Genomic DNA, 25079 nt, shown 5'->3' with positions numbered 1-25079 from the left:
TTCGTCCATTAGAATTGCAATTAGTCAGGCACTCGGGCAAAGTTTTGTCTATCTCTATAAGATGTGATTTGCCGATTTCCGCCCGGGAAAATGGGCCCCATTCCCCGCATTTATTATGATCAAACGCTTTTTCCTCACCATTCTGTTCTTTGCCGGTCTGTGGTTTGCCCTCAACCTCTATCTCCAACACCATGGTTTGGCCCACCGCGGCAATTACGATAGCTTGATCATTAATTTTAAAAATGATATTCCCACTCAAACCCTAACGGCGGATATTCAAGCCATCGATGAGAAGCTGGAAAAGACGGTGGATTTTAACAGTATTTTTTCCATTAAAAATTATGTTTACACCGTTAAGGGCGATGGGGAAGATTTAAAACGTCTGCGCCGATCGCCTTTGACCAAGGAAGTAGACTACATCGAACCCAACTATATCTATCAAGCCCTGGAAGTTCCCAACGATCCTGAATACAGCAAGCAATGGAATCTCCGGGCGATCGCCATGGAATCGGCCTGGGATCAGAGTAAGGGAGAAGGGGTCACCGTAGCGGTGATTGACACCGGGGTCACCAGGGTACCGGATTTACGACAAACCCAATTTGTTAGTGGCTACAATTTTGTAGATGACAACCGGGACACCACGGACTACAACGGCCATGGCACCCATGTGGCGGGAACGATTGCCCAAGCCACTAATAATGAATACGGCGTCGCAGGTATTGCGCCCAAAGCCAAAATTATGCCCCTGAAAGTATTGGGAGATAACGGTGGCGGCACGGTGGCGGACATTGCTGAAGCGATTATGTATGCGGCCGATAACGGAGCCAGTGTAATTAACATGAGCTTGGGGGGCGGTGGTGAAAGCAAGACCCTAGCCGATGCCATTGACTACGCCTACAGCAAAGGGGTGGTAATCATTGCGGCGGCCGGTAATGAAGGACAAAATGCAGCGGCTTACCCCGGTCGTTACCCCAAGGTGATTAGTGTGGCGGCCACCGATGCCACCGGTAACAAAGCCGAATATTCTAACTATGGGGCTGGGGTGGACATTGCGGCCCCTGGGGGGAGCACCGACGGCAAAGATGGCAAAATCATCCAGGAAACCATTGACCCCGATACCAGGGAACCGGTGCTTATGGGTATGCAGGGCACTAGCATGGCCGCTCCCCATGTGGCTGGCACGGCAGCACTGATCCAATCCGTCCAACTACAACAGGCCAAAGTGGGTTTATCTTCTGGGGCTGCCGATCGCCTGACGGTGGCAGAGGTATCGGAACCAGAGGCGGTGTTAAAAATTCTCAAAGCCTCCGCCCGTTCTGTGCCCAACGATAGTCTGAACTACTACGGTGCCGGCCATGTCAACGCCGGGGAAGCGGTCAAACAGGCCCAACAGGGACAAATTTCCTTCCGGGATTTCATGCGCTGGTTACGGGACAACGGTTACCTCAATCCCATTTTTTGGTTTGACGGCGGGGCTGTGGCGTTTTTGCCCAAACTAGCAATGGTGTTGGGTTCCTATCTGTTGGTATTCCTGCTGCGGATTTATCTACCGCTGCAATTTACCTGGCCCTTCAACTGGGGATTAATTTTTGGCAGCTCGGGGCTATTCTTTCTGCAAGGTCTATACATTTTTGACTTGCCCCAATGGCCTTTCCGAGCCATGGGCAGTGCCCTGCCGGAGTTGGGCAACAGTCTTCCTGGGACTGGTTTGTTAAATCCATTTTTTGCCAGTGCGCTCATTCCCATTGGCTTGTTGTTGCTATTGCTGGGCAGTCCCAGTGGCAAACAGTGGTCTTTGGGGGTTTGTTTTGGGGTAACTGTCTTTTTATTAACCGCCGCTTTCCTTGGTACTCCCCTATGGTTAATCGGCACCGGCACCACGGCGATCGCCTTTTTGGTGGTTAACGCCTTAATTTGCCTGGGACTTGGTTCTTTGGCTGCCAAGGGAGAACATTAACGGATGGGAGCAGAAAAAATCCCCCCATCGCCAAGGATTAGAGGCAGCGGGGGAAATGATAAGCTAGCAAAGGCTTGATTTTACAAAGAATTTTTATTAGGAGTAATAATGACAGAAGCAAATGATTTGCCCTACCTTCTGCGGGTAGCCAGGGGCGAAGTAGTTAAGCGTCCGCCGGTGTGGATGATGCGCCAGGCTGGCCGTTATATGAAAGTTTATCGAGATCTGCGGGATAAATATCCAAGCTTCCGGGAGCGGTCAGAAAATCCAGACTTGGCCATCGAAATCTCCCTCCAGCCCTGGCGAGCCTTCCAACCCGATGGGGTGATCATGTTTTCCGACATTCTAACCCCTCTGCCCGGCATTGGCATTCCCTTTGACATTGTGGAAAGTAAAGGGCCCATTATTGACCCTCCCATCCGCACCCAAGCCCAGGTGGATCAACTCCATCCCTTGGACCCGGAATCCAGTCTGCCCTTCATCAAAACCATACTAGGAACTTTACGGAAAGAAGTGGGCAACCAATCCACCGTGTTGGGTTTTGTCGGTGCTCCCTGGACCCTCGCGGCCTACGCCATTGAAGGCAAAAGCTCTAAAGATTACAAAGTAATTAAGCAAATGGCCTTTTCTGAACCGGCCATTCTTCACAGCTTCCTCGATAAAATTGCCGAGGCGATCGCCGTTTATGTTCGTTACCAAATCGACTGCGGTGCCCAACTGGTGCAATTATTCGATTCCTGGGCTGGTCAACTAAGCCCCCAAGATTACGACACCTTTGCCCTGCCCTATCAGCAAAAAGTAGTCAAGCTGGTTAAGGAAACCCACCCCGATACACCGTTAATTCTTTACATCAGCGGCAGTGCCGGCATTCTGGAACGCATGGGTAAATCCGGAGTGGACATTGTCAGTGTGGATTGGACCGTGGACATGGCCGACGCTCGCCAACGCCTGGGCCAAGCCATGAAGGTACAGGGTAATATGGACCCCGGTGTCTTGTTTGGTTCCCAAGACTTTATCAAAGAACGGATTTTAGATACTGTGCGCAAAGCAGGCCAGGGGGGACATATTTTCAACCTCGGCCATGGTGTTTTGGTGGGTACCCCAGAGGATAATGTCCGCTTCTTCTTTGAAACGGCTAAGCAAGTGGACCAATTGCTGTAATGACAATTGGTTATTGATATTTGTTTAGTGGTTTTAATGCTACTTCGCTAAATTAATGCCAGCAACAGATCAAAAAATATCCCCCCTAGCTCCCCTTGATGAGGGGACAAGCCCATAGGCGGGGGGGGTAAGATTATTCATCTATTCATCATTTGATTATTGCTCGACTCCCACTTGTCGCAGTAGTTGCCACGGTCCCAATTGTTGTAACAACTCCAACTGTTGTTGATTTTTTACCAGTAAGCCACCGGCAAAACCCAAGGCATTAACTTCAATGTCTTGGTAGGATTGCTGGGAACGGGGCACGATCGCCAAAAACTCCCTAGTCATTAACAGATTGTAGGGGTGGGGTCTTGCTCCCACTGTGGTTTGTAACGACAATTGCTGCAACATATCCCGATAAATTTGGTGGCAAATCTTGCCTCCGTCGGCTTGGTTAATCACGTCCATGGTGAGGGGGGCGATCGCCGTTTGGAAGGGTAGTTTTTTTGCTTGAATAAAATGATCAGCCAGGGGAAATTTTTGACTATTTTCCACCAAAGGGAAGGGAATCCATTGTAAATGACGGTGGGGTTGACTGGCCCCCGCTTTAGGGCCGCTGTTATAAAATACTAATCCTTCTTTTTCTTTTAATACCTGCACCGCCGCGGTGAAATCCCCTAGGGTCAAAGGATTTTGTTGATCTTCAAACTCCCGCGTGACAATTAATAAATGTTGATCTACTACCTTGAATTTATTTAGTAATCCCAAATGGGTCTGGGAAAAATGTCCCACAAATAGATCGGGGTCGTAGGGCAAAAATGGATTAATTTTCTGGCGATGTTGGTGTTCAGTAGTAATTTTTTTGCGATGGATTTGGGTCAAAATTCGTACTACAAAGTTTATTTCTCCTGCATCCAGGGTAGTTACCGCCGTATTGATGGGTTGGAGGGCACCGGTTTTGAGGGCGTGGTCACTCTGGGCTAGTAAACGGGGCCACAATTGACCGGGGAGGAGATAGGATTCAGCCATGGTGAGGGAAAAATAGGTAACTACGTTCTTGGCACAGGGCAACAACAATTAACCATTAGCAAAACCCCTGATTATGCCCATGGGGAACACTGCCAAGGGCGAAATTTTGCTGGAGCCGTTCCTTGATCCTACACCGCGCAGTGGAGAGCACTACCCGTCAAACAACCTGTAAAGACTGATTATCTTCCCAAATGCTATTATCTACATTCAGTTGGCTCAATTTGGTGCGGGCTAAGTCGGCCCAGAAATTACGGTGGCGGCGATCGCTAAGGTAAATTTGGTCATTATCTTCAGCTTTGCCACACGCTTCAATAAAAAAGTAGGCCAATTGCTTAGCGGTGATGTCAGAACCACTAATCTGAAAATGGAAAAGTAAATCCCGTCGTTGGGGGGCGGCAACGTGGGCATAGAGCATGGTGAAATCATGGCTAGCCCCATGGTCAAACATTTGTGGTCTAGGCATGGATTGATTACCAAAACTCTCTGTATTCGTGCCCTTTAGTTGGGAAACTAAGAGTAAATGTCGTAGGCTTGGGGTCGCGGGCAAAACACCAGAATAATACAAAATTAATGGGGCAGTCAGATTTTGAGAAGCTTTAAAATTCCAATTGGCTTTATCCAGGGGAAAATAAGTCAAAAACTGATGCCATTCCGACATAGATGTGGGCATACTTTTACCAAGAATTTTAGTCAAATCTTGATTTAACTATTGTTTATTTTAGCAATTGTCTCACCATAGTTGGTGATTAATCCCACCGCTAATCAGACAATACTATTACTACAGTTTGGGAGAAAACTGACCCTAATCGTCATCATTTCTGCCCTGTAAATTGCCTTCACCATTGTCAGTCAAGCCATTCTGCCCTAGGATAACATTCGTCATGAAGCGGAATCCGTGAGGTTGCAATGGGTCATAAATATGATGTCTATGGTATGGGAAATGCCTTGGTGGATATGGAATTTGAGGTTACCCCAGAGCAGTTAGCCAGCCTAGGCATTGATAAAGGGGTGATGACCTTGGTGGAAGAAGCCAGGGAAAATGAACTAATCGCCCAATTGGCCCAACAGCGCGGCAAACAAAGCAGTGGCGGTTCTGCGGCTAATACCCTGGTGGCCCTGGCCCAACTGGGGGGTACGGGTTTTTACGCCTGCAAAGTGGGCAAGGATGAGGCCGGAGCCTTTTATCTCCAGGATTTGAACGATTGTGGTCTCGATACCAACCCCCACCATGAAAGCGCCGGGGAAGGTATTACTGGTAAATGCTTGGTTTTTGTTACCCCCGATGCCGATCGCACCATGAACACATTTTTGGGGATTAGCGGTAGTTTGTCGGTGACGGAAATGGATTGGCCAGCGTTACGGCAATCCCAATATCTTTATCTGGAAGGATATCTGGTCACCTCCCCCAGTGCAAAGGCCGCCTGCATCGAAGCTAAGGCGATCGCCGAACAGTCCGGGGTGAAAACCTGTCTCTCCCTATCTGATCCGAACATGGCCAAATTTTTCCAGGATGGCTTAAAGGAAATGCTAGGACAAGGGGTAGATTTATTGTTTGCCAATGAAGCGGAAGCCCTAGAAATGGCCGGTACTTCAGACCTCAATCAGGCGATCGCCTACTGTAAAAGTATTGCCAAAAACTTTGCCCTCACTAGGGGCGGAGAAGGGTCACTAATTTTTGATGGCGAGAATTTATTAACCATTAATACCCCTAAGGTTCAACCCATTGATACGGTGGGGGCAGGGGATATGTACGCCGGGGGATTTTTATATGGTTTAACCCACGGCATGGACTATGAAAAGGCTGGGCAATTGGCATCGGAAACAGCATCCAGAGTAGTTACCTGTTACGGCCCCCGCTTGGCGACGGCAACACTGCAAGAGATTTTACAGTCTGTTCAGGCAGTTTAAGATAGGAAAACTATTTTCCCAAAGTCATATCGCTCTACTATTAGTCTGGTTAGGGAATTTTCAAATGAATCCCCAGAAGCCTTTGATAGCAAGGGTTTTAAGCTGTGTACTTAATAAAAAGTCTTGCTTTTGTATTTTTACGTTGGAAGAATCCTGAAATTCTCTCCTGGTAGGGATTTCATGGAGTAAAACCAAAGGATTGATTCCCAGACTCAGGAAAAAGCCATAAAACCTGTAACTTGGTCAAGGATTAGAAAAAAGCGATTAGTACTGGTGGAAAAGCAAAAAAAAGCGGCCAGTTTCGTCCCCATTGAATTAGGTTCGGAAACTAGCCCTGTGCTACATTGTGCACCCGCTTTTTTGAATCCTGCCCTCATTATCTGGTTCTCACTGGGGGTCAACAAGCCGATGGGTCACTGGAGAACGGTGATTCTAGTCACAGCCACTCTGTGCCACTTTCAAGCTCAATCCAAAGATTCAACTAGGCGATCGCCAGATTTTAGCCCTGGCATAGGTAGAGAAATTAGACTTTTTGGCCCTACTCCAGATAAACCCAACTAGTATGGTTTCAGGCGGCTTCGTTTCCGGCAGGGGCGGGCCCAATGGATATACTGGGGGAGCAACCCACCTCAGTCCGTTTTAAATTACTAAATTCTTCTTATTTATGCCCATTTCTCCCACCTCCCTAGCTAACGATGATTACTGCGTCCTTGGTTTAGCCACCTGCTTTTTGAGGGAAGACGGTGACTTCCATGCGGTGGACATCATTGAACCCATTCCCTCGGCGGCCCTAGAAGCCATTCTCAAACAGGTGCCCACTTCTTACCAATGGGCGATCGCCGTGCAAGCGGGGGAAGTATTGGCAGGGGAAAAAATTAACAAACCGGGCATTTTTGACCAGAGTGCGCAATTCTGTGACGACTTTGTGGAAAGATTCACCGCGGCGGCCCGGACTTACCAGGTACGTCCCCAAGCGAAGGAACATTTAGCCATTGGGGAAAAATGGGATAAGTTTAACTTTTCCTTGGAGAAGAAACGGATCCTTAATGACAGTAAGGTGGTGAAAACTGAAGATAACGTTAAGCAACATTCCCACACCCACCAACGCTTGTAAGCAGAAAGTCATAGGGAGACAATGGCAAATTTTAAAGAGGCTTTTTAAAGCCCTCAGTTTCCATAAGTTTGGGGAGAAACTAGGAAAAATTACCCCAGAATTGCGGTCGCTTTAGTGGGTCAGTTTGGCAAGCAAACCAGATCTTAGGAAACGACGGATTGTTGTCTTTTTCTGGCTCGGTGTTGGGCAAACCAACTTTGTAATTGTTCACGGCATTGCTCCTGACACACTCCCCCTAGACGTTGCAGACGGTGATTAGAAGCGGCGCTGGCGGCTAAGTCGAACACACTGTCGATGGTGCCGGTTTTGGGGTCGGGAGTGCCATAAACTAATAACCCTAAACGGGCTTGGATAATGGCGCCGGTACACATGGGGCAGGGTTCCAACGTGACATAAAGGGCACACTCATTCAATCGCCAATGGCCCAGCCGATGGCAAGCAGTTTGGATAGCCAGAATTTCTGCGTGGGCGGTGGGATTTTGATCCCGTTGTTTACGATTTTGGGTGGTGGCTAAAACTTGCCCTATGGAGTTGATCACCACTGCCCCCACAGGAATTTCCCCCTCGTTGCCCGCTTCTTCCGCCAAGGCGATCGCCATTTGCATCCAATGTTCATGGGTGGATAAGAGTTGATCCATCAATTATGTTTAAACTTTTTTACAAAAATTTTGAGTAGAACTAGGTAAAACTAATTAATTCTATTGCTTGGTTGATGATAGCATCACGGTCTACTTTTTCTGCTAAGTTAGCGGCATCATAAATTCCACCAAAAGCTTCCAGGGAGGCGTTATCTAAAGCTCGATCATAGGCTTCAACTAAAATTTCTTGTAAATCTGGTTGGCTGACATAATAGCCCCCCGCTTTTCTTCGTTTATTAATGCGTTCGATAGCGTTGATAGCATTGCGAATGGAAACTTCCCAGGAGTTAGTACTTCTTGCTTCCGCCTGTTGCTTAATCAAATGAACCAGTAAAACAATGCAATAACTATAAATTTTATTAATTTTATCTTCTTTGCTCATGGTTTCTAATTCATCGATTAAAGCCAGAGCGGCCGTGGTTTCCCCAGATTGCACTAATAGTCTTAATTCTAATAATTCTTCCATGGTCTCAACCTAAGTAATGACACCCATCTGTTCAATTTTACGGCGGGCTTCCACTGATTGGTGAAAATCCACACAGGGGCGGGGATAATCTACTCCCAATTGCACTCCCCATTGTTTTTGTTCTGTGGCAGATAATAACCATGGTTGGTGGATTTTTTCACCGGGTAAATTATTCAATTCCGGCAACCAATGGCGTAAATAATCCCCTTGGGGATCATATTGTTGACTTTGTTTGGGAATATTAAAGTAACGGAAATCCCTAGCGTCATTACCTATGCCAGCGGTGTAGTTCCAATTGCCCCAATTACTACAAACATCATAATCAATTAGGCAAGATTCAAACCATTCTGCTCCCCATCGCCAATCAATGCCCAAATTTTTGCAGAGAAAACTAGCGACATTTTGCCGCCCCCGATTAGACATAAAGCCAGTGAGATTTAATTCCTGCATATTGGCATCCACTAGAGGGTAACCAGTCTGCCCCGATCGCCAGATTTCAAAACGGACTTGATCCTGCTGCCAGGGCAATTTTTTGTTCAGTAATCCCCCCCGATTAAATAACCTGTTGCCATATTTTTGGGCCACAAAACGAAAAAAATCCCGCCACATTAGCTCAAAAATCAACCAGTAGGTAGAATCATTACTAATTCGTTCCTGCTCATAGCGTTTCACTTCTTGGTAAATGAACCGGGGGGAAAGACAGCCCAATGCTAACCAAGGGGAAAACTTGCTGGAATAATCCGCTCCCACCATGCCATTGCGGGTTTCTTTATAACTTTTTAGGCGATCGCCATCCCAAAAGTAACTTTGTAACCTCGCCAAGCCTGCTGTTTCTCCTCCTTGGAAAGCTAAAACAGAGCGGGAATCCATGGTAGCGGCGGGAAAAAATTCTGACGGTGGCGGAGTTAAGGTCAGTTGAGCATCAGGGCTAGGAGGCAGTGGAGATTGGGTAGAAAAACACGGACGAATGGAGATTTTTTTCTTTTCGACACTTTTGCGGAAATTGGTAAATAAATCTGGCAAATCTTGGACAGAAAAAGGTAAATCTTCGGGATGGTAAAGGGTGCTTCCCCAATAACCTTCTGCTTGTATGTCTACAGCTACTAATTGCTTAACTAAATTGCGCTCTACATCTAACTCTTCTTGGGTAACTTCCCGATGGTAATAAACAGTTTTAGCGTTAATTTGCTCAGCTATTTGGGGAATTACTTGCTCTGGTAATCCCGTCGTTACTAACAACTTATTCCCTATTTTCTGCAAATTTTCAGCTAAATTCTGCACCCCTTGCCGCAGAAAATTAGCCCGCCAAGCTCCCGTTTTCGGGAAACCCTGGGCAGTGTGGCCAAATTGCCTGGGGTCATAACAATACACAGGGATGATAGGCAAACCCGATCGCCATGCTCGGTAGAGGGGTTCATGATCATGCAAACGGAGATCATTGCGAAACCAAACTAAAGCAGTGGAGGAAGCCATGGGGTTAAAGGGAAAAATTCCACTCGGTAAAATGGTCTAAAAATTGAACCAAGGAAAACTATTTTTCTTTATTTTTAATCGACCGTGGCCATGGCAATTATGCGTTAGTTTTACCTACTTTTAACCATCTTGGGGGGGAGTTTGTAGGTGACTTAATCTTTCCTGGGCTTCCGCTATGGTGGGCTGCAAAGCCAGAGCCTTTTCGTAGCTGGGAATGGCCTCTGCTTGGCGTTCCATCGCTTCGAGTAGTAGCCCCCGGCTGAGCCAAACTTCGGCATCGTTGGGATTTTGGGCTAAAGCTTCATCAAAGTTAATTAGGGCTTCAGCTAATTTTCCCATTACCCCCAGGGCACTACCCCGATTCTGCCAGGCCGCAGTCATGTCGGGATTTAGATTAATTGCTTCCCCCCAACTGGCGATCGCCTCTTCTAGTTCTCCTCTTTGGGCCTGCTGTATGCCAAGGTTGAACCAGTCTTCTGGACTATGGGGTTGCGTGCCTTGGCCGTACTCCACTCCACCGCCATTGTTGGCAGTCAATTGCTCAGTGGCAGAGTCAAAACTCTCCGTTATCTCTGCTGTTTCTACCGGCTCAACGGGGACAGAATCTTGATCCCCAGTTTTATTCACCGCTTCCACCAACATATCAGCGGGAATATTAAACTTCTCCATCAGCCCCTGTAAAATCACCTGGGGATCGGTGCTTTCAATGCCCAAAAATCCGGCAAAATGGGCCACTAAACCAGGATCATGGGGTAAGCGTTGCACCAACTCATCAAAGGTGAAACTTTCCATTTGCCCTTCAGCTTGAGCCTGCTCCACCGAGACTAAATCCGGGCCATCATATTCCCACACCGTATCCATCTGGGGTGGTGACTGCCTAGCATACAGCTCCCTGCCAATGCGCTGGGACTTATCCCCAATGGGGGCAATCTGGGGAAAGGATTGGGCCAATTCCCCCAAACGCATCATCCGGGCGGCTAAAACTAAATTGGGGGAAGGGGAAGCCAGCACTGTAGTTTGAAAACGGTCTAACCAGTCAAGCCATTGCTTAGGGCGACAGCGGTGGTCCAACTGTTGAAAAAATTTGAGAATGCGTCCTTCGTGCCAACCGTGGGCAATGCCTTCCAAGAGTTGATTAAACAAAAACTCATAATCAGTGTCGCTCAGGGGGGGAAGTTCCTGGAGGGATTTACTCCTCGGCCCTGGGCCGCCCACCAAAGGGGCAAAAAGTTGTTGGATCCACTGCCAAATACGCTGGAAAAATTTCTGCATCCTAAAATGGGGTGACGGTCACTGTTGACGGATTACGGGGGCGACATTTACTGACAATTATTCTAAGCCATGGTTTGCCCCTCCCTAGGGATTGTCAACATCAGCGGAGTTTGGCCCTGGATTTTTGGCGATCGCCGGTTGCAATTTGAAAACTGCCACTACCATGGGGGGTAAAGTATCAGCGTCATTGCCCAGTCCGATTCCATTGGAGCCATTGCATGAGTACCACCCAAGCCCCTCCCCTCGTTTCCCTCCAAGCCCCCAAGGACGTTTCCCTCGAGGCGATCGAGTCTGAGTTAGCCCAAATTTGGCAAACCAGTGCCCAACAGGAAGAGGGTTTAATCGCTACTAGGGCCACCACGTTCAGTTTTTTAGTGTATGAACCGGACGGGGTCCAATCCCTGCTGGCCGCCCTCGGTTACTACACTGGCCCCATTGACGGCATTGCGGGGCCCCGTATGACCGCCGCTATTAAGTCGGCTCAAAAAGCTTTGGGGGTGGCCGTTACCGGACTATCTAGCCCAGAATTTAAGCAAGCATTACAGACTGCCTTTGAAACTGCCCACCGGGAAGGCAATTTACTCAGCACCGCTGAACGGATCACGAAGCCCTATTCCCCCGACCTAGAAGGGAGTGGCATTGCCGATACCATTGCCGCTTCTAACCCCTGTCGCATTATTACCCTTTGCCCGACTGCGGAGGATGACCAGGGAGTACAGGCCCAGCTTTCCGCCTACTGTCCTATCCAAAAGACCCAGCACAATACTCTTATTTGTTGTGAATACATTACTCTGCGGGGCACTTCTGATGCGTTGGAGCGCATTACCGGTGTGATCACGGAATTAATGTTGCCCACCCTACCTAAATATGTGTGGTGGAAAGCTAGCCCAGAAATGGAGTATGGGTTATTTCAACGGTTATTGTCCCATGCGGACATGATCATTGTGGATTCCAGTATTTTTAACAATCCCGAACAGGATTTGTTCCAGTTAGCCCAATTGGTTAATAAGCCAGAGGCGATCGCCGATTTGAATTGGAGCCGCTTAGCGCCATGGCAGGAGCTGACAGCGGAAGCCTTCGATCCGCCGGAGCGTCGTTCTGCGGTGGGGGAAATTGACCAAATTTCCATTGATTATGAAAAGGGTAACCATGCCCAGGCATTGATGTATTTGGGCTGGGTGGCCAGTCGTTTGCAGTGGACTCCCGTTAGCTATACCTACCAACCAGGAGTATACGAAATTCACAAAATCCAATTCTGTGCCCCCAACCAACGGGCCATTGAAGCAGAACTGGCCGGTTTACCCTTGGCCGATACGGGGCAGGTGCTGGGGGACTTAATTAGTCTCAAACTGGGTTCCACCAATACCCAGGCCGAATGCGGCACAGTACTTTGTTCCGGTACCGTCGGTTGTATGCGCATGGAAGCAGGGGGCGGGGCGCAAAATTACCGGGTGCAACAGGTCACCGCCCTGGACGACCAAAATACGGAGCAATTACTGGGACGACAACTGCAACGCTGGGGCCGGGATGCTCTCTACGATGAATCCATGGCGATCGTGTTGGCTATTTTACAACTGTCTCAGGCAGGATAATGGCAGAATGAACCATTAACCTCCTTTGCTTAATTCGTTCTTAACCTTCTTCGGCCATGACTTCCCCCACTGCTCCGTTGATTTCCTTTGACCAGTTACAAAAAAACTTTGGCCCCCTCGAGGTTCTGCGGGGAGTAACGGGGGAAATTTACCCTAAGGATGTTATTTCCATCATTGGCCCTTCTGGTTGTGGCAAGAGCACCTTTTTGCGTTGCCTCAATCGCCTAGAACCCATCAGTGGTGGTCAATTAGAGGTGACTGGGGTGGATTTGTCGGGGGCAAAGATTGACCAAAAACATCTGCGGCAATTGCGGGTGCGGGTGGGCATGGTATTTCAGCATTTCAATCTTTTTCCCCATTTAACGGTGCTACAAAATTTGTTGTTAGCTCCCCGGAAAGTTCTACAAATTCCCATGGCCGAAGCTAAGGACCGGGCCCTGACCTACCTCGATAAAGTGGGTTTAGGCACCAAGGCAGATAATTACCCCGACCAACTCTCTGGTGGCCAAAAGCAGCGGGTGGCGATCGCCAGGGGTCTGTGTATGAAACCAGAAATTCTTTTATTCGATGAACCCACCAGTGCCCTAGACCCAGAACTAGTGGGGGAAGTGCTAAACGTGATGAAACAGTTAGCCGAAGAGGGCATGACCATGGCGGTGGTGACCCATGAAATGCAGTTTGCCCGGGAAGTATCCAATCGAGTCTTTTTCTTTAACCAAGGGATCATTGAAGAAGAGGGGGACCCCGACGAAGTTTTTCGCAATCCTAAGAGCGATCGTCTGCGGGCATTTCTCAGTCGCATTCAGTCCAACTAGTTAGTTCAGTAATCAATTTTTTTCTAAGTTCTCCGTATTTTCACGGTTGATTTTTCAACCAAACTTTCTGCCTTCCTTAGCTTTTTCCCAAAATGGTGGGGACTTAAAACAAAACGCCTAGGACGAATGCCCCGGTGACCGGCCTAAGTAGCCATAAAAATAGGCCAGCGAAAGGCGATCGCCAGCCTGGGGATAGAAGTAAAATTTTTACTAGTGTGGTTTTTGATCTATTTTCCAGTAATGCTTGGTTAAAGAGCCTGGAAATTACGCCAAACCCCCATTAAAATCCCCTGGATTTCAACGTCACTGGCTTTCAGTTCTTGACCGGGGCCTTTGTTGTTGGAGGCCTTAAGTACGACCTTGGTGCCATCTTGGTAATAGCGTTTGATAGCAATTTTGCCACCCTTAATGCTGGCAGCTACCAACTCCCCATCTTCGATTTCTTCTTCCCCAGTCACAGAACGGAGAATCAGCATATCGCCTTCGACAATAAAGTCGTCCACGAGGTCATTGCTCATTACCCGGAGGGCAAAAACCGATGACTTCTTCATCAGGGGGGCAAAGTCAATCTTTTCCACTTCCTCTGCGTCTGCTTCCACCAGTTCACCGCCTTTGAGTTCGCCGATGACGGAAACTCCTTTTGGTTTTTGGTGGAGAATTCTCAGGGTGCGGGCTTTACCATCAGTCCAATCGACGTAACCTTTATTGCGTAGCCGTTCCAGCCGACTTTGAATGGGGGCCGGAGAACGCAAATTCATGGCCCGCATCATTTGGCGGATAGAGGGGGCGTGCTGGGTTTCGTCAATGTAACTAACTAACCAGTCAAAAAGTTCTTTTTGGGCTCGGGTGAGAGGTTCCATGTAATATCTCCTATAGGAATGTATTTAGGACTCTCGGACTATTTTAAACCCAGTCATAACATTCAGGGCAACCATACTAAAAAAGACACAAAATTTTACATTTATGCCTATTTTTCCTCATTTTTGGTTATTAAAAGGCGATCGCCGCTGTAATTAAGGGCAAGAAAAATAGGAATCAGTGATTACCCTGAAAAACCCTATTGTTGTCCCCCATAATCTCAGCGATTGCCGATCTTCTCAGCTTCCTGCACCTGTTCAATTAAGCCCCGTACCTCCTTGGTGCCAGCGGAAGGTTCAAAGGCTGGGGGAAATTTACCACTCCCAATCATCCGTAGACCCAGGGGTAAAATACTAGCAATGCCTTTGAGATCCCGGAAAAAATTACCCACTACATAGATACCAAATTTCCGCTCATCCACCCAACCACCGGCCTTAACCAAATCCACCATGACTTTACGGTGGCGTACTGGGCGACTGTCCTGGGCTGTTTTCTTGGCGAGAAGGGCAGACTTAATTTTGCCAATCTGGTCCATGGGGGCCACTTCCATCGGGCAAACTTCATTACAGAGGTAACAGCGGGTACAGCCCCAAGCTCCAGCGGTGGCATTGTTGTAGTTTTCGAGGCGATCGGCTGTGGCTCCATCTCGGGAGTCGGCCAACAATCTTTGGGCTTTGGCTAGGGCATGGGGCCCCACAAAATCGAGGTTAACAGATTTGGCGTTGCACTCGGAATAGCAGGCCCCACAGAGGATGCAATTGCCCATTTGGTCGAGTTTTTCCCTTTCCGCCGGGGTCTGGAGAAATTCCCGTTCCGGTACCTTGCGGCCCTGGGTGCTAACGTAGGGTTCTACCCGTTGCAAGTCATCCCAGAAGGGTTGCATATCGACAATTAAATCTTTGATCACGGGCAAATTGCCAAGGGGGGCCACCGTCACCACCGGAATGCCCGCTTCGTTAACCTGGGTGAACAATTGGGTTTCACTGCCCACATTTTCCTTACAGGCCAAGGCCGATCGCCCATTAACCCGCATACTGCAACTGCCACAGATGGTGTTGCGACAATTTTTGCGGAAGTTCAAGCTCCCATCCTGTTCCCATTTAATCCGATTTAAACACTCCAAAATAGTAGTGCCGGGCTCCACTTCTAGATCAAACTTTTCTAGGTAGGGAGATTGTTGCGGTTTTTGGCGCAAAATTTGGAATTGGACTTGCATAGAAAACACCTTGGGAAAAGCAATGTTGGCCGAGGCTCCACTTCAAAGTTTAGTGGAAGATCCATTGCCGTGGGCGGGGATTGGGCCGTGGAAATATGGCAGGGAAAAACCGGAGCTATTGTTCAATTACTTGCCCAGACTTTTGACACCGTTCAATAACATCACTAAGCCCGCCACTAAAATACCCAAGGCGATCGCCCCCAAAATCCAATCCAAATTAGCCGTATTTTCCATATTTTCCAAGGGTTAATGCCCAGAGGGCCGTGAATGATTTCGATCCGTAAAAATGACGATTTTTCAGCCAATCCCAACTAGATGATCCTAATCCAACTGTTGGACTAAACTCCCTTCCGTGGAATTTTTGTTAATAAAATTGACAAATTTTTCTACCATTTCTGGGTTACGCCAGCCCCGTTGGGCTTCTCCTTGTAAAATCTCCAAGGCCTGGACTGTATTTACCGCTTGCTTATAGCGACGGTTATTGGTCAAAGCAGTGAAAATATCAATGATTTGAAAAACCTGTGCTAACAGTGGAATTTCTTTGCCCCGGAGGCCATCAGGGTAACCACTGCCATCCCACCGTTCATGGTGATAACGCATAATTTCCCCCACAGCCCTGCGCCCAGCCAGGGGTTCAAAAATAGTGGCCGCCACATGGACATGGTCCTTCACACAGTCCAATTCTGTGGAGTTGAGGGGCCCTTGTTTGAGCATAATTTCATCGGGCACTTGGATCATGCCCAAATCGTGTAGACGGGCAGCAAAAACAAGATCATCGATTTGCCCCTGTTCTAGACCAAGAAATTGTCCAAAACCCGCTACCAGTTGACTACATGTAATGCTAGCTTCTCCGACAGCGTAACGTTCTTCGATCACCGCCGCTAAACGAAACAAAACCTGTTCAATCTGGGCGACGGATTCCGTTAATTTCTTTTTCTGGATCAATAAATCCACTTGATTGAGCAGTTCTACCCGCTCCAGGGGTTTGAGTAAGTAGGCATCGGCTCCACTGGCCCGACTACGCAGACGACATTGGGGGTCATCCATGGCATTGGTGAGGATGACGGGAATATTTTGGCCGGCGGGGCTATGTTTGATGGCTTGGCATAATTCGATGCCATTTTGGTGGGTTAAATTGACATCCATCAACACTAAGTCTGGAGCAACTTTTTCCACTTGTTCCACCACTTGGCCACAACTAAATCCCTGGGTGGTTTCCCCTTCAATGATTTGGTAGTTGTTCAAACGTAAAAGGTCGGCGCTGGCAATGCGACTGTAGGGGTGGTCATCCAGCAAAAAAATACGGAGGGGAGAAATTTGGTTCACGGATAGCCAGGGTTAAACTGCGGTCTTGTTCATCATCCTCTGCTCAAGGGGTTTGGGGTCTCCTTGGGCCACAATTTTGCCTTCTTCCAGCAGAAAAGCTCCATCACAATAGTCTAGCTCTTCCAAGCGATGGGTTACCCATAGGGCGGTGATGCCCCTTTCTCGGACTAGTTTTTGTACTTGCAAGACTAATTCCCGTTGACTGTCCCGGTCTAGCAGGGCAGTGGGTTCATCCAACAACAGAACGGAACAGTGTCTGGCGATCGCCCCGGCAATGGCAATGCGTTGTTTTTGGCCGCCACTGAGGGCGTAGATGGGTCGGCGCGCCATATCGGCTAAGTTGACTGCCTGGAGAGCTTCCCCAACCCGGCATTTCACCTCCTGGGGAGATAGTTTTTCTTTGACCAAACCAAAGGCAATGTCGGCTCCTACGGTGGGCATGACCAATTGATGGTCAGGATTTTGGAAAACAAAGCCCATGGGCTCTGCCAATTTCACCACACCGCCATGGGGAGTGAGGAGTCCCGCCAATAACCTTAACAAGGTAGATTTTCCACTACCATTGGTGCCCAAAAGCATCCAGAATTGGCCCTGGGGTACCGCCAGGCTACAGTTGTGCAAACCAGGACGGGTGGGGGACCACTGAAAACTCAGATCCTGGGCGACGATGGCGGGGGCAGGGGGAGACATGGAAATGGGAAAGGATAGGCCACTCTAATTTTAATTTACGGAGCCAAAGAGGGTTGATGGGCAGTGGACTTTGCCCCTGTTCAAAATTAGGTCTGGAAAATGGCTCAGCCTAGGTAGGTTTGGGTACACTGCAAAGAGATTTAACTTCTCAAAATTATTGCCATGGCAACTATCCAAGCTTTGTGGCGCTTTTCCCGACCCCACACCATCATTGGTACTACCTTGAGCGTTTGGGCCGTGTACCTATTGGCCATGCTGGGGCAAGACACTCCAGCTATTTTTCTGGCCTCCCTTAGTTTGGTTTTGGGCGCTTGGCTGGCTTGTCTGTTGGGCAATGTTTACATTGTCGGCCTAAACCAGTTATGGGACGTGGAAATTGACCGCATCAATAAGCCGAATTTGCCCCTGGCTAACGGAGATTTTTCCATCGCTCAGGGCCGTTGGATTGTGGGACTTTGTGGAGTTGCTTCCTTGGCGATCGCCTGGGGATTAGGGCTATGGCTGGGGTTAACGGTGAGTATTAGTTTGGTCATTGGCACGGCCTATTCGGTGCCGCCGGTGAGGTTAAAGCGCTTTTCCCTGCTGGCGGCCCTGTGTATTCTCACAGTGCGGGGAATGGTCGTTAACTTAGGCTTATTTTTATTTTTTAGAACTGGTTTGGGTTCCCCCCCTACCTTGATTACCCCCATCTGGGTTTTGACCCTATTTATTCTGGTTTTCACCGTGGCGATCGCCGTCTTTAAAGATGTACCGGATATGGAAGGTGATAGACAATTCAAAATTCAAACCTTAACCCTACAAATTGGCAAAAAAAATGTATTTGTTGGAACGCTAATTTTATTGACTATTTGCTATGTCGCCATGGTGATTTGGGGCTTGTGGACTGTTTTTCCCCTCAATATACCGGTCTTTATTGGCTCCCATTTACTTTTATTATTCTTACTCTGGGGTCGGAGTCGGGGGGTGGATTTGGAAGACAAGGGGGAAATCGCCAGTTTTTATCAATTTATCTGGAAATTATTTTTCTTGGAATATTTACTTTATCCTTTAGCCGTTTGGTTACCCGCCTTTAAGTTGACCATATTTTGATGATTTTTCTACTTTTAAAATCCCTAATATTCCGTAAAAAATAAATGGAATTTCCTCCCCACAGTGGTTACCATTGGCAAGGTCAATCTCCCTTTTTTGAAGGTTGGTATGTGCGCCTGCTTTTGCCCCACTCCGGGGAAAGTTTCGCCTTTATGTACTCCATCGAAAATCCCACTGGCGATCTCCATTACAGCGGCGGTGCAGTGCAAGTCCTAGGGCCAGCCACAGGGACAAAGACAAATCAGGACGACCAACTAATTTGGCGGATATTTCCCTCAGTGCAAAAATTTTGGGCCAGTCCCCAGCAGTTTGCCCTTGGTCATTGGGGAAAATGTAGGAATAACAGGCGGGCAAAACCCCTACCATGCCAAGAATTTTTTGCCACGGTCAAGGAAGGTTATCAAATTCATCAAAATCAACACCAAGGACAAATCACCTTTGGCGATCGCCATTGTCTTTGGCAATTCACCGTAGAACCAATCATTACCTGGGGCAGTCCTAACCGATTTCCCAGGGCCACAGCGGGTTGGCTTTCCTTTTTACCTCTGTTTGATCCTGGCTGGCAAATTCTTTTAGCCCAAGGTAGAGCGCATGGCTGGCTGGAATGGCAGGGTAAACGGTATGAATTTGACCAAGCCCTAGTTTACGCCGAAAAAAACTGGGGTCGTTCCTTTCCTTCCCGCTGGTTTTGGCTCCAAGCCAATCATTTTCCCCAACATCCAGGGCTGAGTGTCACTGCGGCTGGGGGGGAACGCATTGTGCTCCATCGCACCGAAGAAGTGGCTTTGATTGGAGTGCATCACCAAGGTGATTTTTACGAATTTGGCCCGGGCCATGGCACTGTTACCTGGAAAGTAGCTCCCTGGGGCAGTTGGCAACTAAAGGCTAGCAACGATAGGTATTGGGTCACCCTCTCGGGAACAACGGAGGAAAAAGGCAGTTTGGTCCACACCCCCACCGCCCAGGGTTTACAACTAAATTGCCGAGACACCACTAGGGGGCATTTACATCTGCAGTTGGGAGCTATCGGTAATGGTTTGATGGTGGCAAGCAGAACGGACACTGCCGGTCTGGAAGTAGGAGGTAATTGGGGCCTTGGGTAGGGAAAATTTAAATAAAAAAACAGTGCTACCTCTAGGGATAACACTGCTCTGCTTTGATTCGTTAGGTTTTGATCAACTACAAGCCATCAGTTGACATACCGATGTGCTCAAACGGATTTAGCCGACAAAGGCTTTAACAGGTTCAGAAACTCCAGGAGCTTCAGACCCTTTGAGGTAAGCCAACATGGTATCAGCGTCGGAACATTCAAAGGGATCCACGGGACAGTTGTCGCCGAACTCAGGCTCAATAAACATTTTTTCAATCTTGCCATCGTTGACAAACATGGAATAACGCCAGGAGCGCATGCCAAAGCCCAGGTTGGATTTTTCCACGAGCATGCCCATTTTGCGGGTAAATTCACCGTTACCGTCGGGAAGCAGTTTGACTTTGTCGGCACCAATTTGTTTGCCCCATTGGAACATGACAAAGGCATCGTTAACGGATAGACAGATGATGTCGTCTACTCCTAGGGCCTGGAATTCTTCAAACAACTGCTCGTAGCGGGGCAAGTGATTGGAAGAACAGGTGGGGGTGAAGGCACCGGGCAGGGAGAAAAGCACAACCTTTTTGCCACCAAAGATTTGTTCGGTGGTTTTGTCTTCCCAACGGTAGGGGTTAGGACCAGATACGGATTCGTCACGGACACGGGTTTTGAACACCACACTGGGAACTTGTTCGGGGGTCATGGTTACCTCTGGCTATCTAAACGACTAAATTTTTGCGAGGGAATGGAGCATTTGTCGTCAATGCCTGCCCTCTTTTCTCAGAATAGTTCTGAGATAGAAATAAGTCAAGTTTAAAAATTAATATTTTTTTTATAATTATCTTATCTAATACTCTTTCCAGAAAATGTTAAGCTAGATAGACTATAGCGAAACAATGCGAATCATTGGTGTGGTAGCCGAGGCCCATGGCCCCTAGGGTTGGCCTATTAAAGGTAAACAGGTAATAACGTGCTGCACCGATGTTGGCAGAAGATGTTAGGAGGAACGGTATGCCCTTAACCAGAGAAGAAATTATTCAAACGCTGAAGGATCGAGGCCTGCGGGTTACTCCCCAGCGCTATGGGGTCTATGCCAATCTACTCCAGCGTCGGGATCATCCCAGTGCGGAACAGTTGTTGCTTGACCTTAACCAAGCTGCCCCCACGTCTTCCCAGGCCACGGTGTACAGTTCCCTCAAAGCTTTGCAGTCGGTGGGGTTGATCCGAGAAGTTTTATTGGAAGAAGGGGTCTGTCGCTACGATGCCAACGTGGAGCCGCACCATCATTTTTGTTGCCGTCAGTGTGGGGCGATCGAAGATGTGGATTGGGAAGAGTTACCAGCAGTGGATCTGGGCAAACTCAGACCAGGCCTCAAGGCGGAACGTTATGAAGTTACTGTCCATGGCGTCTGTGAAAATTGCGCTGATTAGTTTTTGAAATTGCCGACGATCAACAGACTGCTTGCAACGCTTCTATCCAACTCCTAAATCCCCTAGTTTGGCGGACTTTTATGCCTGTCATCCCCCAGAATTGGCAGACTAGGAAAGCTTCTGAAAAATCTTCTAACTTCCTTGCTCAAGATCCGCCAAGGCCAAACGGATTTGCTCTATGCGGCGGCGGTTAACTCCCAAATCCGATTCTCCCAACCGGGATGCAGAGCGAACTTCAATTACAGGGCGATCGCCGGGGAAATAAAATTCCAGGTCATCGACAAAACCCATTAAGCGGCTATGGGCCTCAGCTCGAATGTAATCATCCTGAGATTCCACAATGGTGGTGCCGGGTACTACCCCTAAAATTTCCATCAATAGGCTGCGGGTATTCTCCAAATTTCCTTGGTAATGGAGTGGCTCAATGCTGTGGACGGAATCAGTGCTGATTTGACTGTTCACACAATTGGGCGTGTCGGGACAGGGGGCTAATTGTCCGCTTGTGACCCCTAGGTTTTCCGGTGTGGAGCCAGCAAAGATTTGTTCAAAGCCTGGGAGGGCGGCAAACCAAACCATCCCCGATAGCAACACAGCCAGTAGCGTACCCATGAAAAAATTCCGGTAATTGGTAAACATCAAGACCTCTTTAATCTATGGTTTCCTTGGCGATCGAGCAAGGTTAACTCCTAAACTCCAGCGGAGACAATATTCCTGATATGGTTTTTTTCCCTGGCATGATAAAGGTCACATTACAGAGCCCCAACGGTCTTCCCAGGGAGTTTTATTAGTTCAATAGTTCCGGCAGGCTATTGTGAGAGTTGTTAGGATCAAAACAATGGCATTCCTTTATCAACCATGATGACCCTTACCCCTACCATTGAATTTTTTGCCGATCTCCCCGAAGAACTCAGCAATGTTAGCCTACGACGCAATGCCACTACGGGCGCCCGCACGGTGGTGATGACCTTTGAACGTCTCCAGGCGATCGAAAGATTCCAAAGTTTTACCCAAAGATTTAACGGCCATTTACGCCTTGCCGATGAAGAAGGGGCCATGGAAATTGAACCATCGTCAGTAAAATTTATTTTTGGTGGGGACGAAGGAGATGAACTCCGGGGGGCCCAGTGCAGTTTTGATTTAATTAAAAATGATCATTGGGAGCGCTTTATCCGTTTTATGGAGCGTTACGCAGAGGCCAATGGCATGGGCTACCAAGACCGCTAGGGACAAAAGTGACCGGAGCTTGACCGCAATGACGGAGACTAAAGATGAAAACTTTGCAAACAGACTCTAATCAGGGGACAATCTAGCGAAATTAAGCCTTGATTCTCCCTGTTGCCTGTGTTGCCAAATCTTCCCGCCGCTTTTAAATCCCGTTCCTGCCAAAAACTGATTGGGGGACTGTTGCCCTTAATGCTGTTTGCCTGTGGTAGTCCCAATGTTGGAGATGGGAATTCTCAGCAAAATCGTCAAGAAACGCTGAAAATTCTTTCTTGGCAGGCTCCCACGATTTTGAATCCCCATTTGGCGACGGGCTTTAAGGATGCAGAGGCCAGTCGCATTGCTTTGGAACCGTTGGCAAGTTTTGACCATGAGGGCAACCTAGTCCCATTTTTAGCAGCGGAAATTCCCAATGTGGAAAATGGCGGCGTGGCGGCCGATGGTTTGTCCGTCACCTGGAAGTTAAAGCCTGATGTGCTCTGGTCTGATGGGCAACCCTTCTCAGCGGAGGATGTGGTTTTTACCTACAAATTTCTCAGCGACCCCAAAACCGGAGCCACCAGCACTGGCACCTATGAGGCGATCGCCAAGGTGGAAGCTTTAGATAAAAACACGGTCAAAATAACCTTTAAGGAACCCAACCCCGCTTGGTTTTTGCCCTTTGTGGGCAGTGAAGGGATGATTCTCCCCCAACATATTTATCAGGATTTTGTCGGCGAAAAGGCGCGGCAGGCCCCAGCCAATCTTTTGCCCATCGGCACGGGGCCCTATCGGGTCACCAGTTTTAAGCCAGGGGATGTGGTGTTGTATGAAGTTAATCCCCACTATCGAGACAAGGAAAATGTCGGCTTCCAACAGGTGGAAGTGAAGGGGGGAGGCGATGCCACCTCGGCGGCCCGGGCCGTACTGCAAACGGGGGATGCGGATTTTGCCCTCAATTTACAGGTGGAGGACAACATTCTCCAATCCCTGGCCCAGGGAGGCAAAGGAGAAATTGTGGCGGATTTAGGCAGTTTGAGTGAGCGGGTGATTTTCAATCTTAGTGACCCGGACCCTGGTCGCACCAATGGCGATCGCTCCTCGGTGAAGTTTCCCCATCCCTTTTTGCAGGATCCCCTGGTGAGGAAGGCGATTACGTTGGGCATTGACCGGAATTTGATTGCCAAGCAACTCTATGGCGTTACGGGACAACCCACAGCTAACGTTTTACTATTGCCCCAGCAGTACGCTTCCCAAAATACAAGTTTTCAATTTAATCCCACCGAAGCTCAGCAATTGCTCGACCAAGCGGGTTGGAAAGACAGTAACGGCAACGGCATTCGGGATAAGGATGGTATTGAGTTGCAAATGGTATTCCAAACCAGTGTTAATCCCCTCCGGCAAAAGACCCAGCAGGTAATTAAACAAACTCTCCAGGCGATCGGCGTGGGGGTGGAACTGAAAAGCATTGACCCCAGTGTGTTCTTTTCCGGTGATCCAGCGAATCCCGATACGTTGGAGCGGTTCCAGGGGGATTTGTCCATGTTCACCACGGGCAACACTAACCCGGATCCGAGCAAATATATGCAAACTTTTACCTGTGGGGCCATTCCCACCGCAGAGAATCAATGGAGTGGGGACAATTATGGACGTTACTGTAGTGAAGAATACGACCAGCTTTGGCAAAAGGCGGTGGCGGAACTAGATCCGGAAAAGCGCCAACAACTATTCATTCAAATGAACGATTTGTTAGTGGATGATTATATTCTGGTGCCCCTGGTGCATCGGGCCAGTGTGGTGGGGGTAGGCGATCGCCTGGATGGGGTGGCGTTAACTCCCTGGGATCGTCCCACTTGGAATATTAAAGATTGGCGGCCCAAAGCAAAGTAGTGGAAAGGCTCGGGGGGCTCGTTGAAGGATTATTATTACTCTCTTTTAACGGGTCTGACGGGGCTCGAACCCGCAACTTCCGCCGTGACAGGGCGGTGCTCTAACCAATTGAACTACAGACCCAGGTTTTTCAGACTTTCACCATTACATCAGTTGTGCCGGAGATTGTCAACCCCCGACAAAAAAATCTTGTTTTTCCCAGTCGGGTAAATGGGCCGGGACAGATAACTTGTCCGTAGTCCTATCCCCCGGCCTCGATCCGTTCTGGGGTAGCTATTCAACCTGGGCGATCGCCTGGCGGATGGCTTCCCGCTGCTCCTGGTCATAATTCCACCGTTGCAAAAAGGCTTCGTAGGGCCCAGGACCGTCCAAACTTTGTTCTAACTCTGTCAATTTTTCTGGTAAGCCTGGTAGGGATAGCTCGTTAATTAAGGTCTGAGTCCGTTGGGCCACTTGCTGGGAACCCTGGGCCGCCTCACCGTCCCCGGCTCTTTGATGGAGAATTGCTGTGGCGGTGGCCATGGCCAAATTTTTCACCAAAAGTTCCCCCACGATCGCCGGAGAGGAACCTAGGGCCGTCAATAAGGCTGGGTTTGGTTGATCCGCCAGGGGAAAATTCTGAGCAGTGAGAAAAGTGACAAAAAAGCCCCGGGCTCCGTTTTCCGTAGCCACCAAATTGGCGATCGCCGTGGTCATTTCCTGGTCACTGAGGTTATTCTCCGCAATTTCTAGCAATAGTTCCTGGCTATGGGCAATGGCCTGTTCAAAACTAAGGTCAGTGTAATTAATGGAAGCAACCATGGCATTGGCGTGAGGGTTCAAAGGATGGGCAGTGAGGGAAAGGGAAAGGAGAGCGGGTAAAATCAACGGCAACATCGAAAATGC

25 protein-coding genes and 1 tRNA gene are annotated in these 25079 nt (G+C 48.6%); 12 read left to right on the top strand and 14 right to left on the bottom strand.

Annotation, left to right across the window (positions count from 1 at the left end):
- Nucleotides 1–115: 115 nt before the first annotated feature.
- Both H6G45_RS01605 and hemE read left to right on the top strand, forming a co-directional pair.
- Nucleotides 116–1957 (top strand): DUF5942 domain-containing protein, encoded by a 1842-nt coding sequence (locus H6G45_RS01605; RefSeq protein ID WP_190595951.1) that lies wholly within the window; start codon nucleotides 116–118, stop codon nucleotides 1955–1957.
- A 108-nt stretch (nucleotides 1958–2065) separates the two neighbouring features.
- A complete protein-coding gene (gene hemE / locus H6G45_RS01600) occupies nucleotides 2066–3118 on the top strand; it encodes a uroporphyrinogen decarboxylase (RefSeq protein WP_190595949.1) in 1053 nt (350 codons plus the stop codon).
- A gap of 156 nt (nucleotides 3119–3274) precedes the next feature.
- On the opposite strand, the gene H6G45_RS01595 is transcribed toward hemE, so the two are convergent.
- Together H6G45_RS01595 and H6G45_RS01590 are read right to left on the bottom strand one after the other, a co-directional pair.
- The gene (locus H6G45_RS01595) at nucleotides 3275–4129 is read right to left on the bottom strand and encodes a DUF4922 domain-containing protein (RefSeq protein WP_190595948.1); all 855 of its coding nucleotides are present in this window, start codon (nucleotides 4127–4129) and stop codon (nucleotides 3275–3277) included.
- A 157-nt stretch (nucleotides 4130–4286) separates the two neighbouring features.
- Nucleotides 4287–4799, bottom strand: coding sequence for a hypothetical protein (locus H6G45_RS01590; RefSeq protein ID WP_190595946.1), 513 nt, complete (start codon nucleotides 4797–4799; stop codon nucleotides 4287–4289).
- Nucleotides 4800–5035: 236 nt separating this feature from the next.
- On the opposite strand from H6G45_RS01590, the gene H6G45_RS01585 reads away from it, so the two are divergent.
- Together H6G45_RS01585 and H6G45_RS01580 are read left to right on the top strand one after the other, a co-directional pair.
- Nucleotides 5036–6037: an adenosine kinase gene (locus tag H6G45_RS01585; RefSeq protein ID WP_190595944.1), complete on the top strand. Its 1002-nt coding sequence runs from the start codon at nucleotides 5036–5038 to the stop codon at nucleotides 6035–6037.
- A 664-nt stretch (nucleotides 6038–6701) separates the two neighbouring features.
- Nucleotides 6702–7151 carry a hypothetical protein gene (locus tag H6G45_RS01580; protein ID WP_190595942.1) on the top strand — a complete coding sequence of 150 codons (450 nt, stop codon included), beginning with the start codon at nucleotides 6702–6704 and terminating at the stop codon, nucleotides 7149–7151.
- A 143-nt stretch (nucleotides 7152–7294) separates the two neighbouring features.
- On the opposite strand, the gene H6G45_RS01575 is transcribed toward H6G45_RS01580, so the two are convergent.
- The 4 genes from H6G45_RS01575 to H6G45_RS01560 form a co-directional block, all read right to left on the bottom strand.
- Entirely contained in the window at nucleotides 7295–7789 is a 495-nt protein-coding gene (locus H6G45_RS01575; protein WP_190595939.1) for a nucleoside deaminase, read from the bottom strand.
- A 40-nt stretch (nucleotides 7790–7829) separates the two neighbouring features.
- Nucleotides 7830–8255 (bottom strand): DUF29 family protein, encoded by a 426-nt coding sequence (locus H6G45_RS01570; protein WP_190595937.1) that lies wholly within the window; start codon nucleotides 8253–8255, stop codon nucleotides 7830–7832.
- 9 nt (nucleotides 8256–8264) lie between these two features.
- Nucleotides 8265–9728 carry a DASH family cryptochrome gene (locus H6G45_RS01565; protein WP_190595935.1) on the bottom strand — a complete coding sequence of 488 codons (1464 nt, stop codon included), beginning with the start codon at nucleotides 9726–9728 and terminating at the stop codon, nucleotides 8265–8267.
- A gap of 120 nt (nucleotides 9729–9848) precedes the next feature.
- On the bottom strand, nucleotides 9849–11000 hold the full coding sequence (locus tag H6G45_RS01560) for a tetratricopeptide repeat protein (protein WP_190595933.1): 1152 nt from the start codon (nucleotides 10998–11000) through the stop codon (nucleotides 9849–9851).
- Nucleotides 11001–11011: 11 nt separating this feature from the next.
- Here H6G45_RS01560 and H6G45_RS01555 point away from each other — a divergent pair, with 11 nt between their 5' ends.
- The 3 genes from H6G45_RS01555 to H6G45_RS01545 all read left to right on the top strand — a co-directional run bounded on the left by H6G45_RS01555 (nucleotide 11012) and on the right by H6G45_RS01545 (nucleotide 13407).
- Nucleotides 11012–11149 carry a hypothetical protein gene (locus tag H6G45_RS01555; RefSeq protein WP_190595931.1) on the top strand — a complete coding sequence of 46 codons (138 nt, stop codon included), beginning with the start codon at nucleotides 11012–11014 and terminating at the stop codon, nucleotides 11147–11149.
- Between the two features lie 69 nt (nucleotides 11150–11218).
- Nucleotides 11219–12592, top strand: a complete 1374-nt coding sequence (opcA, locus tag H6G45_RS01550; protein ID WP_190595929.1) for a glucose-6-phosphate dehydrogenase assembly protein OpcA — start codon at nucleotides 11219–11221, stop codon at nucleotides 12590–12592.
- A gap of 56 nt (nucleotides 12593–12648) precedes the next feature.
- Nucleotides 12649–13407 (top strand): amino acid ABC transporter ATP-binding protein, encoded by a 759-nt coding sequence (locus H6G45_RS01545; protein ID WP_190595927.1) that lies wholly within the window; start codon nucleotides 12649–12651, stop codon nucleotides 13405–13407.
- A gap of 248 nt (nucleotides 13408–13655) precedes the next feature.
- On the opposite strand, the gene lexA is transcribed toward H6G45_RS01545, so the two are convergent.
- The 4 genes from lexA to H6G45_RS01520 form a co-directional block, all read right to left on the bottom strand.
- A complete protein-coding gene (gene lexA / locus H6G45_RS01540; RefSeq protein ID WP_190595925.1) occupies nucleotides 13656–14267 on the bottom strand; it encodes a transcriptional repressor LexA in 612 nt (203 codons plus the stop codon).
- Nucleotides 14268–14485: 218 nt separating this feature from the next.
- Entirely contained in the window at nucleotides 14486–15481 is a 996-nt protein-coding gene (locus tag H6G45_RS01535; protein ID WP_190595923.1) for a succinate dehydrogenase/fumarate reductase iron-sulfur subunit, read from the bottom strand.
- A gap of 321 nt (nucleotides 15482–15802) precedes the next feature.
- Nucleotides 15803–16807, bottom strand: a complete 1005-nt coding sequence (locus H6G45_RS01525) for an HD domain-containing phosphohydrolase (RefSeq protein WP_190595918.1) — start codon at nucleotides 16805–16807, stop codon at nucleotides 15803–15805.
- A gap of 12 nt (nucleotides 16808–16819) precedes the next feature.
- Complete coding sequence (locus H6G45_RS01520; RefSeq protein WP_190595916.1) at nucleotides 16820–17497, bottom strand: energy-coupling factor ABC transporter ATP-binding protein; 678 nt, start codon at nucleotides 17495–17497, stop codon at nucleotides 16820–16822.
- A gap of 162 nt (nucleotides 17498–17659) precedes the next feature.
- Here H6G45_RS01520 and H6G45_RS01515 point away from each other — a divergent pair, with 162 nt between their 5' ends.
- Both H6G45_RS01515 and H6G45_RS01510 read left to right on the top strand, forming a co-directional pair.
- A complete protein-coding gene (locus H6G45_RS01515; RefSeq protein WP_190595914.1) occupies nucleotides 17660–18586 on the top strand; it encodes a homogentisate phytyltransferase in 927 nt (308 codons plus the stop codon).
- Between the two features lie 44 nt (nucleotides 18587–18630).
- Nucleotides 18631–19689 (top strand): tocopherol cyclase family protein, encoded by a 1059-nt coding sequence (locus H6G45_RS01510; RefSeq protein ID WP_242017995.1) that lies wholly within the window; start codon nucleotides 18631–18633, stop codon nucleotides 19687–19689.
- Nucleotides 19690–19806: 117 nt separating this feature from the next.
- Here the strand turns inward: H6G45_RS01510 and H6G45_RS01505 are convergent, their stop codons facing one another.
- Nucleotides 19807–20376 (bottom strand): peroxiredoxin, encoded by a 570-nt coding sequence (locus H6G45_RS01505; RefSeq protein WP_190595911.1) that lies wholly within the window; start codon nucleotides 20374–20376, stop codon nucleotides 19807–19809.
- Between the two features lie 308 nt (nucleotides 20377–20684).
- On the opposite strand from H6G45_RS01505, the gene H6G45_RS01500 reads away from it, so the two are divergent.
- On the top strand, nucleotides 20685–21104 hold the full coding sequence (locus H6G45_RS01500; RefSeq protein ID WP_190595910.1) for a Fur family transcriptional regulator: 420 nt from the start codon (nucleotides 20685–20687) through the stop codon (nucleotides 21102–21104).
- A 132-nt stretch (nucleotides 21105–21236) separates the two neighbouring features.
- On the opposite strand, the gene H6G45_RS01495 is transcribed toward H6G45_RS01500, so the two are convergent.
- The gene (locus H6G45_RS01495) at nucleotides 21237–21713 is read right to left on the bottom strand and encodes a DUF1499 domain-containing protein (RefSeq protein WP_190595908.1); all 477 of its coding nucleotides are present in this window, start codon (nucleotides 21711–21713) and stop codon (nucleotides 21237–21239) included.
- 246 nt (nucleotides 21714–21959) lie between these two features.
- Here H6G45_RS01495 and psb28 point away from each other — a divergent pair, with 246 nt between their 5' ends.
- Both psb28 and H6G45_RS01485 read left to right on the top strand, forming a co-directional pair.
- Nucleotides 21960–22328 (top strand): photosystem II reaction center protein Psb28, encoded by a 369-nt coding sequence (gene psb28 / locus H6G45_RS01490; RefSeq protein ID WP_190595906.1) that lies wholly within the window; start codon nucleotides 21960–21962, stop codon nucleotides 22326–22328.
- A gap of 117 nt (nucleotides 22329–22445) precedes the next feature.
- The gene (locus H6G45_RS01485) at nucleotides 22446–24194 is read left to right on the top strand and encodes an ABC transporter substrate-binding protein (RefSeq protein WP_190595904.1); all 1749 of its coding nucleotides are present in this window, start codon (nucleotides 22446–22448) and stop codon (nucleotides 24192–24194) included.
- Nucleotides 24195–24243: 49 nt separating this feature from the next.
- On the opposite strand, the gene H6G45_RS01480 is transcribed toward H6G45_RS01485, so the two are convergent.
- Together H6G45_RS01480 and H6G45_RS01475 are read right to left on the bottom strand one after the other, a co-directional pair.
- Nucleotides 24244–24317 (bottom strand) — tRNA-Asp (locus H6G45_RS01480).
- Between the two features lie 150 nt (nucleotides 24318–24467).
- The gene (locus H6G45_RS01475; RefSeq protein ID WP_190595902.1) at nucleotides 24468–25070 is read right to left on the bottom strand and encodes a hypothetical protein; all 603 of its coding nucleotides are present in this window, start codon (nucleotides 25068–25070) and stop codon (nucleotides 24468–24470) included.
- Between the last annotated feature and the right edge of the window lie 9 nt (nucleotides 25071–25079).

Source organism: Synechocystis sp. FACHB-383 (genome assembly GCF_014698605.1).
GTDB lineage: Bacteria > Cyanobacteriota > Cyanobacteriia > Cyanobacteriales > Microcystaceae > Synechocystis > Synechocystis salina.
The sequence above is the reverse complement of the archived record's forward strand: the minus strand, read 5'-3'. Positions and strand labels throughout refer to the sequence as shown.

Bases quoted from the DNA above. Each gene is read 5' to 3' on its own strand.
- H6G45_RS01605 (WP_190595951.1), top strand. From the start codon at position 116: ATGATCAAACGCTTTTTCCTCACCATTCTGTTCTTTGCCGGTCTGTGG.
- hemE (WP_190595949.1), top strand. From the start codon at position 2,066: ATGACAGAAGCAAATGATTTGCCCTACCTTCTGCGGGTAGCCAGGGGC.
- H6G45_RS01595 (WP_190595948.1), bottom strand. From the start codon at position 4,129: ATGGCTGAATCCTATCTCCTCCCCGGTCAATTGTGGCCCCGTTTACTA.
- H6G45_RS01590 (WP_190595946.1), bottom strand. From the start codon at position 4,799: ATGCCCACATCTATGTCGGAATGGCATCAGTTTTTGACTTATTTTCCC.
- H6G45_RS01585 (WP_190595944.1), top strand. From the start codon at position 5,036: ATGGGTCATAAATATGATGTCTATGGTATGGGAAATGCCTTGGTGGAT.
- H6G45_RS01580 (WP_190595942.1), top strand. From the start codon at position 6,702: ATGCCCATTTCTCCCACCTCCCTAGCTAACGATGATTACTGCGTCCTT.
- H6G45_RS01575 (WP_190595939.1), bottom strand. From the start codon at position 7,789: ATGGATCAACTCTTATCCACCCATGAACATTGGATGCAAATGGCGATC.
- H6G45_RS01570 (WP_190595937.1), bottom strand. From the start codon at position 8,255: ATGGAAGAATTATTAGAATTAAGACTATTAGTGCAATCTGGGGAAACC.
- H6G45_RS01565 (WP_190595935.1), bottom strand. From the start codon at position 9,728: ATGGCTTCCTCCACTGCTTTAGTTTGGTTTCGCAATGATCTCCGTTTG.
- H6G45_RS01560 (WP_190595933.1), bottom strand. From the start codon at position 11,000: ATGCAGAAATTTTTCCAGCGTATTTGGCAGTGGATCCAACAACTTTTT.
- opcA (WP_190595929.1), top strand. From the start codon at position 11,219: ATGAGTACCACCCAAGCCCCTCCCCTCGTTTCCCTCCAAGCCCCCAAG.
- H6G45_RS01545 (WP_190595927.1), top strand. From the start codon at position 12,649: ATGACTTCCCCCACTGCTCCGTTGATTTCCTTTGACCAGTTACAAAAA.
- lexA (WP_190595925.1), bottom strand. From the start codon at position 14,267: ATGGAACCTCTCACCCGAGCCCAAAAAGAACTTTTTGACTGGTTAGTT.
- H6G45_RS01535 (WP_190595923.1), bottom strand. From the start codon at position 15,481: ATGCAAGTCCAATTCCAAATTTTGCGCCAAAAACCGCAACAATCTCCC.
- H6G45_RS01520 (WP_190595916.1), bottom strand. From the start codon at position 17,497: ATGTCTCCCCCTGCCCCCGCCATCGTCGCCCAGGATCTGAGTTTTCAG.
- H6G45_RS01515 (WP_190595914.1), top strand. From the start codon at position 17,660: ATGGCAACTATCCAAGCTTTGTGGCGCTTTTCCCGACCCCACACCATC.
- H6G45_RS01510 (WP_242017995.1), top strand. From the start codon at position 18,631: ATGGAATTTCCTCCCCACAGTGGTTACCATTGGCAAGGTCAATCTCCC.
- H6G45_RS01505 (WP_190595911.1), bottom strand. From the start codon at position 20,376: ATGACCCCCGAACAAGTTCCCAGTGTGGTGTTCAAAACCCGTGTCCGT.
- H6G45_RS01500 (WP_190595910.1), top strand. From the start codon at position 20,685: ATGCCCTTAACCAGAGAAGAAATTATTCAAACGCTGAAGGATCGAGGC.
- H6G45_RS01495 (WP_190595908.1), bottom strand. From the start codon at position 21,713: ATGGGTACGCTACTGGCTGTGTTGCTATCGGGGATGGTTTGGTTTGCC.
- psb28 (WP_190595906.1), top strand. From the start codon at position 21,960: ATGATGACCCTTACCCCTACCATTGAATTTTTTGCCGATCTCCCCGAA.
- H6G45_RS01475 (WP_190595902.1), bottom strand. From the start codon at position 25,070: ATGTTGCCGTTGATTTTACCCGCTCTCCTTTCCCTTTCCCTCACTGCC.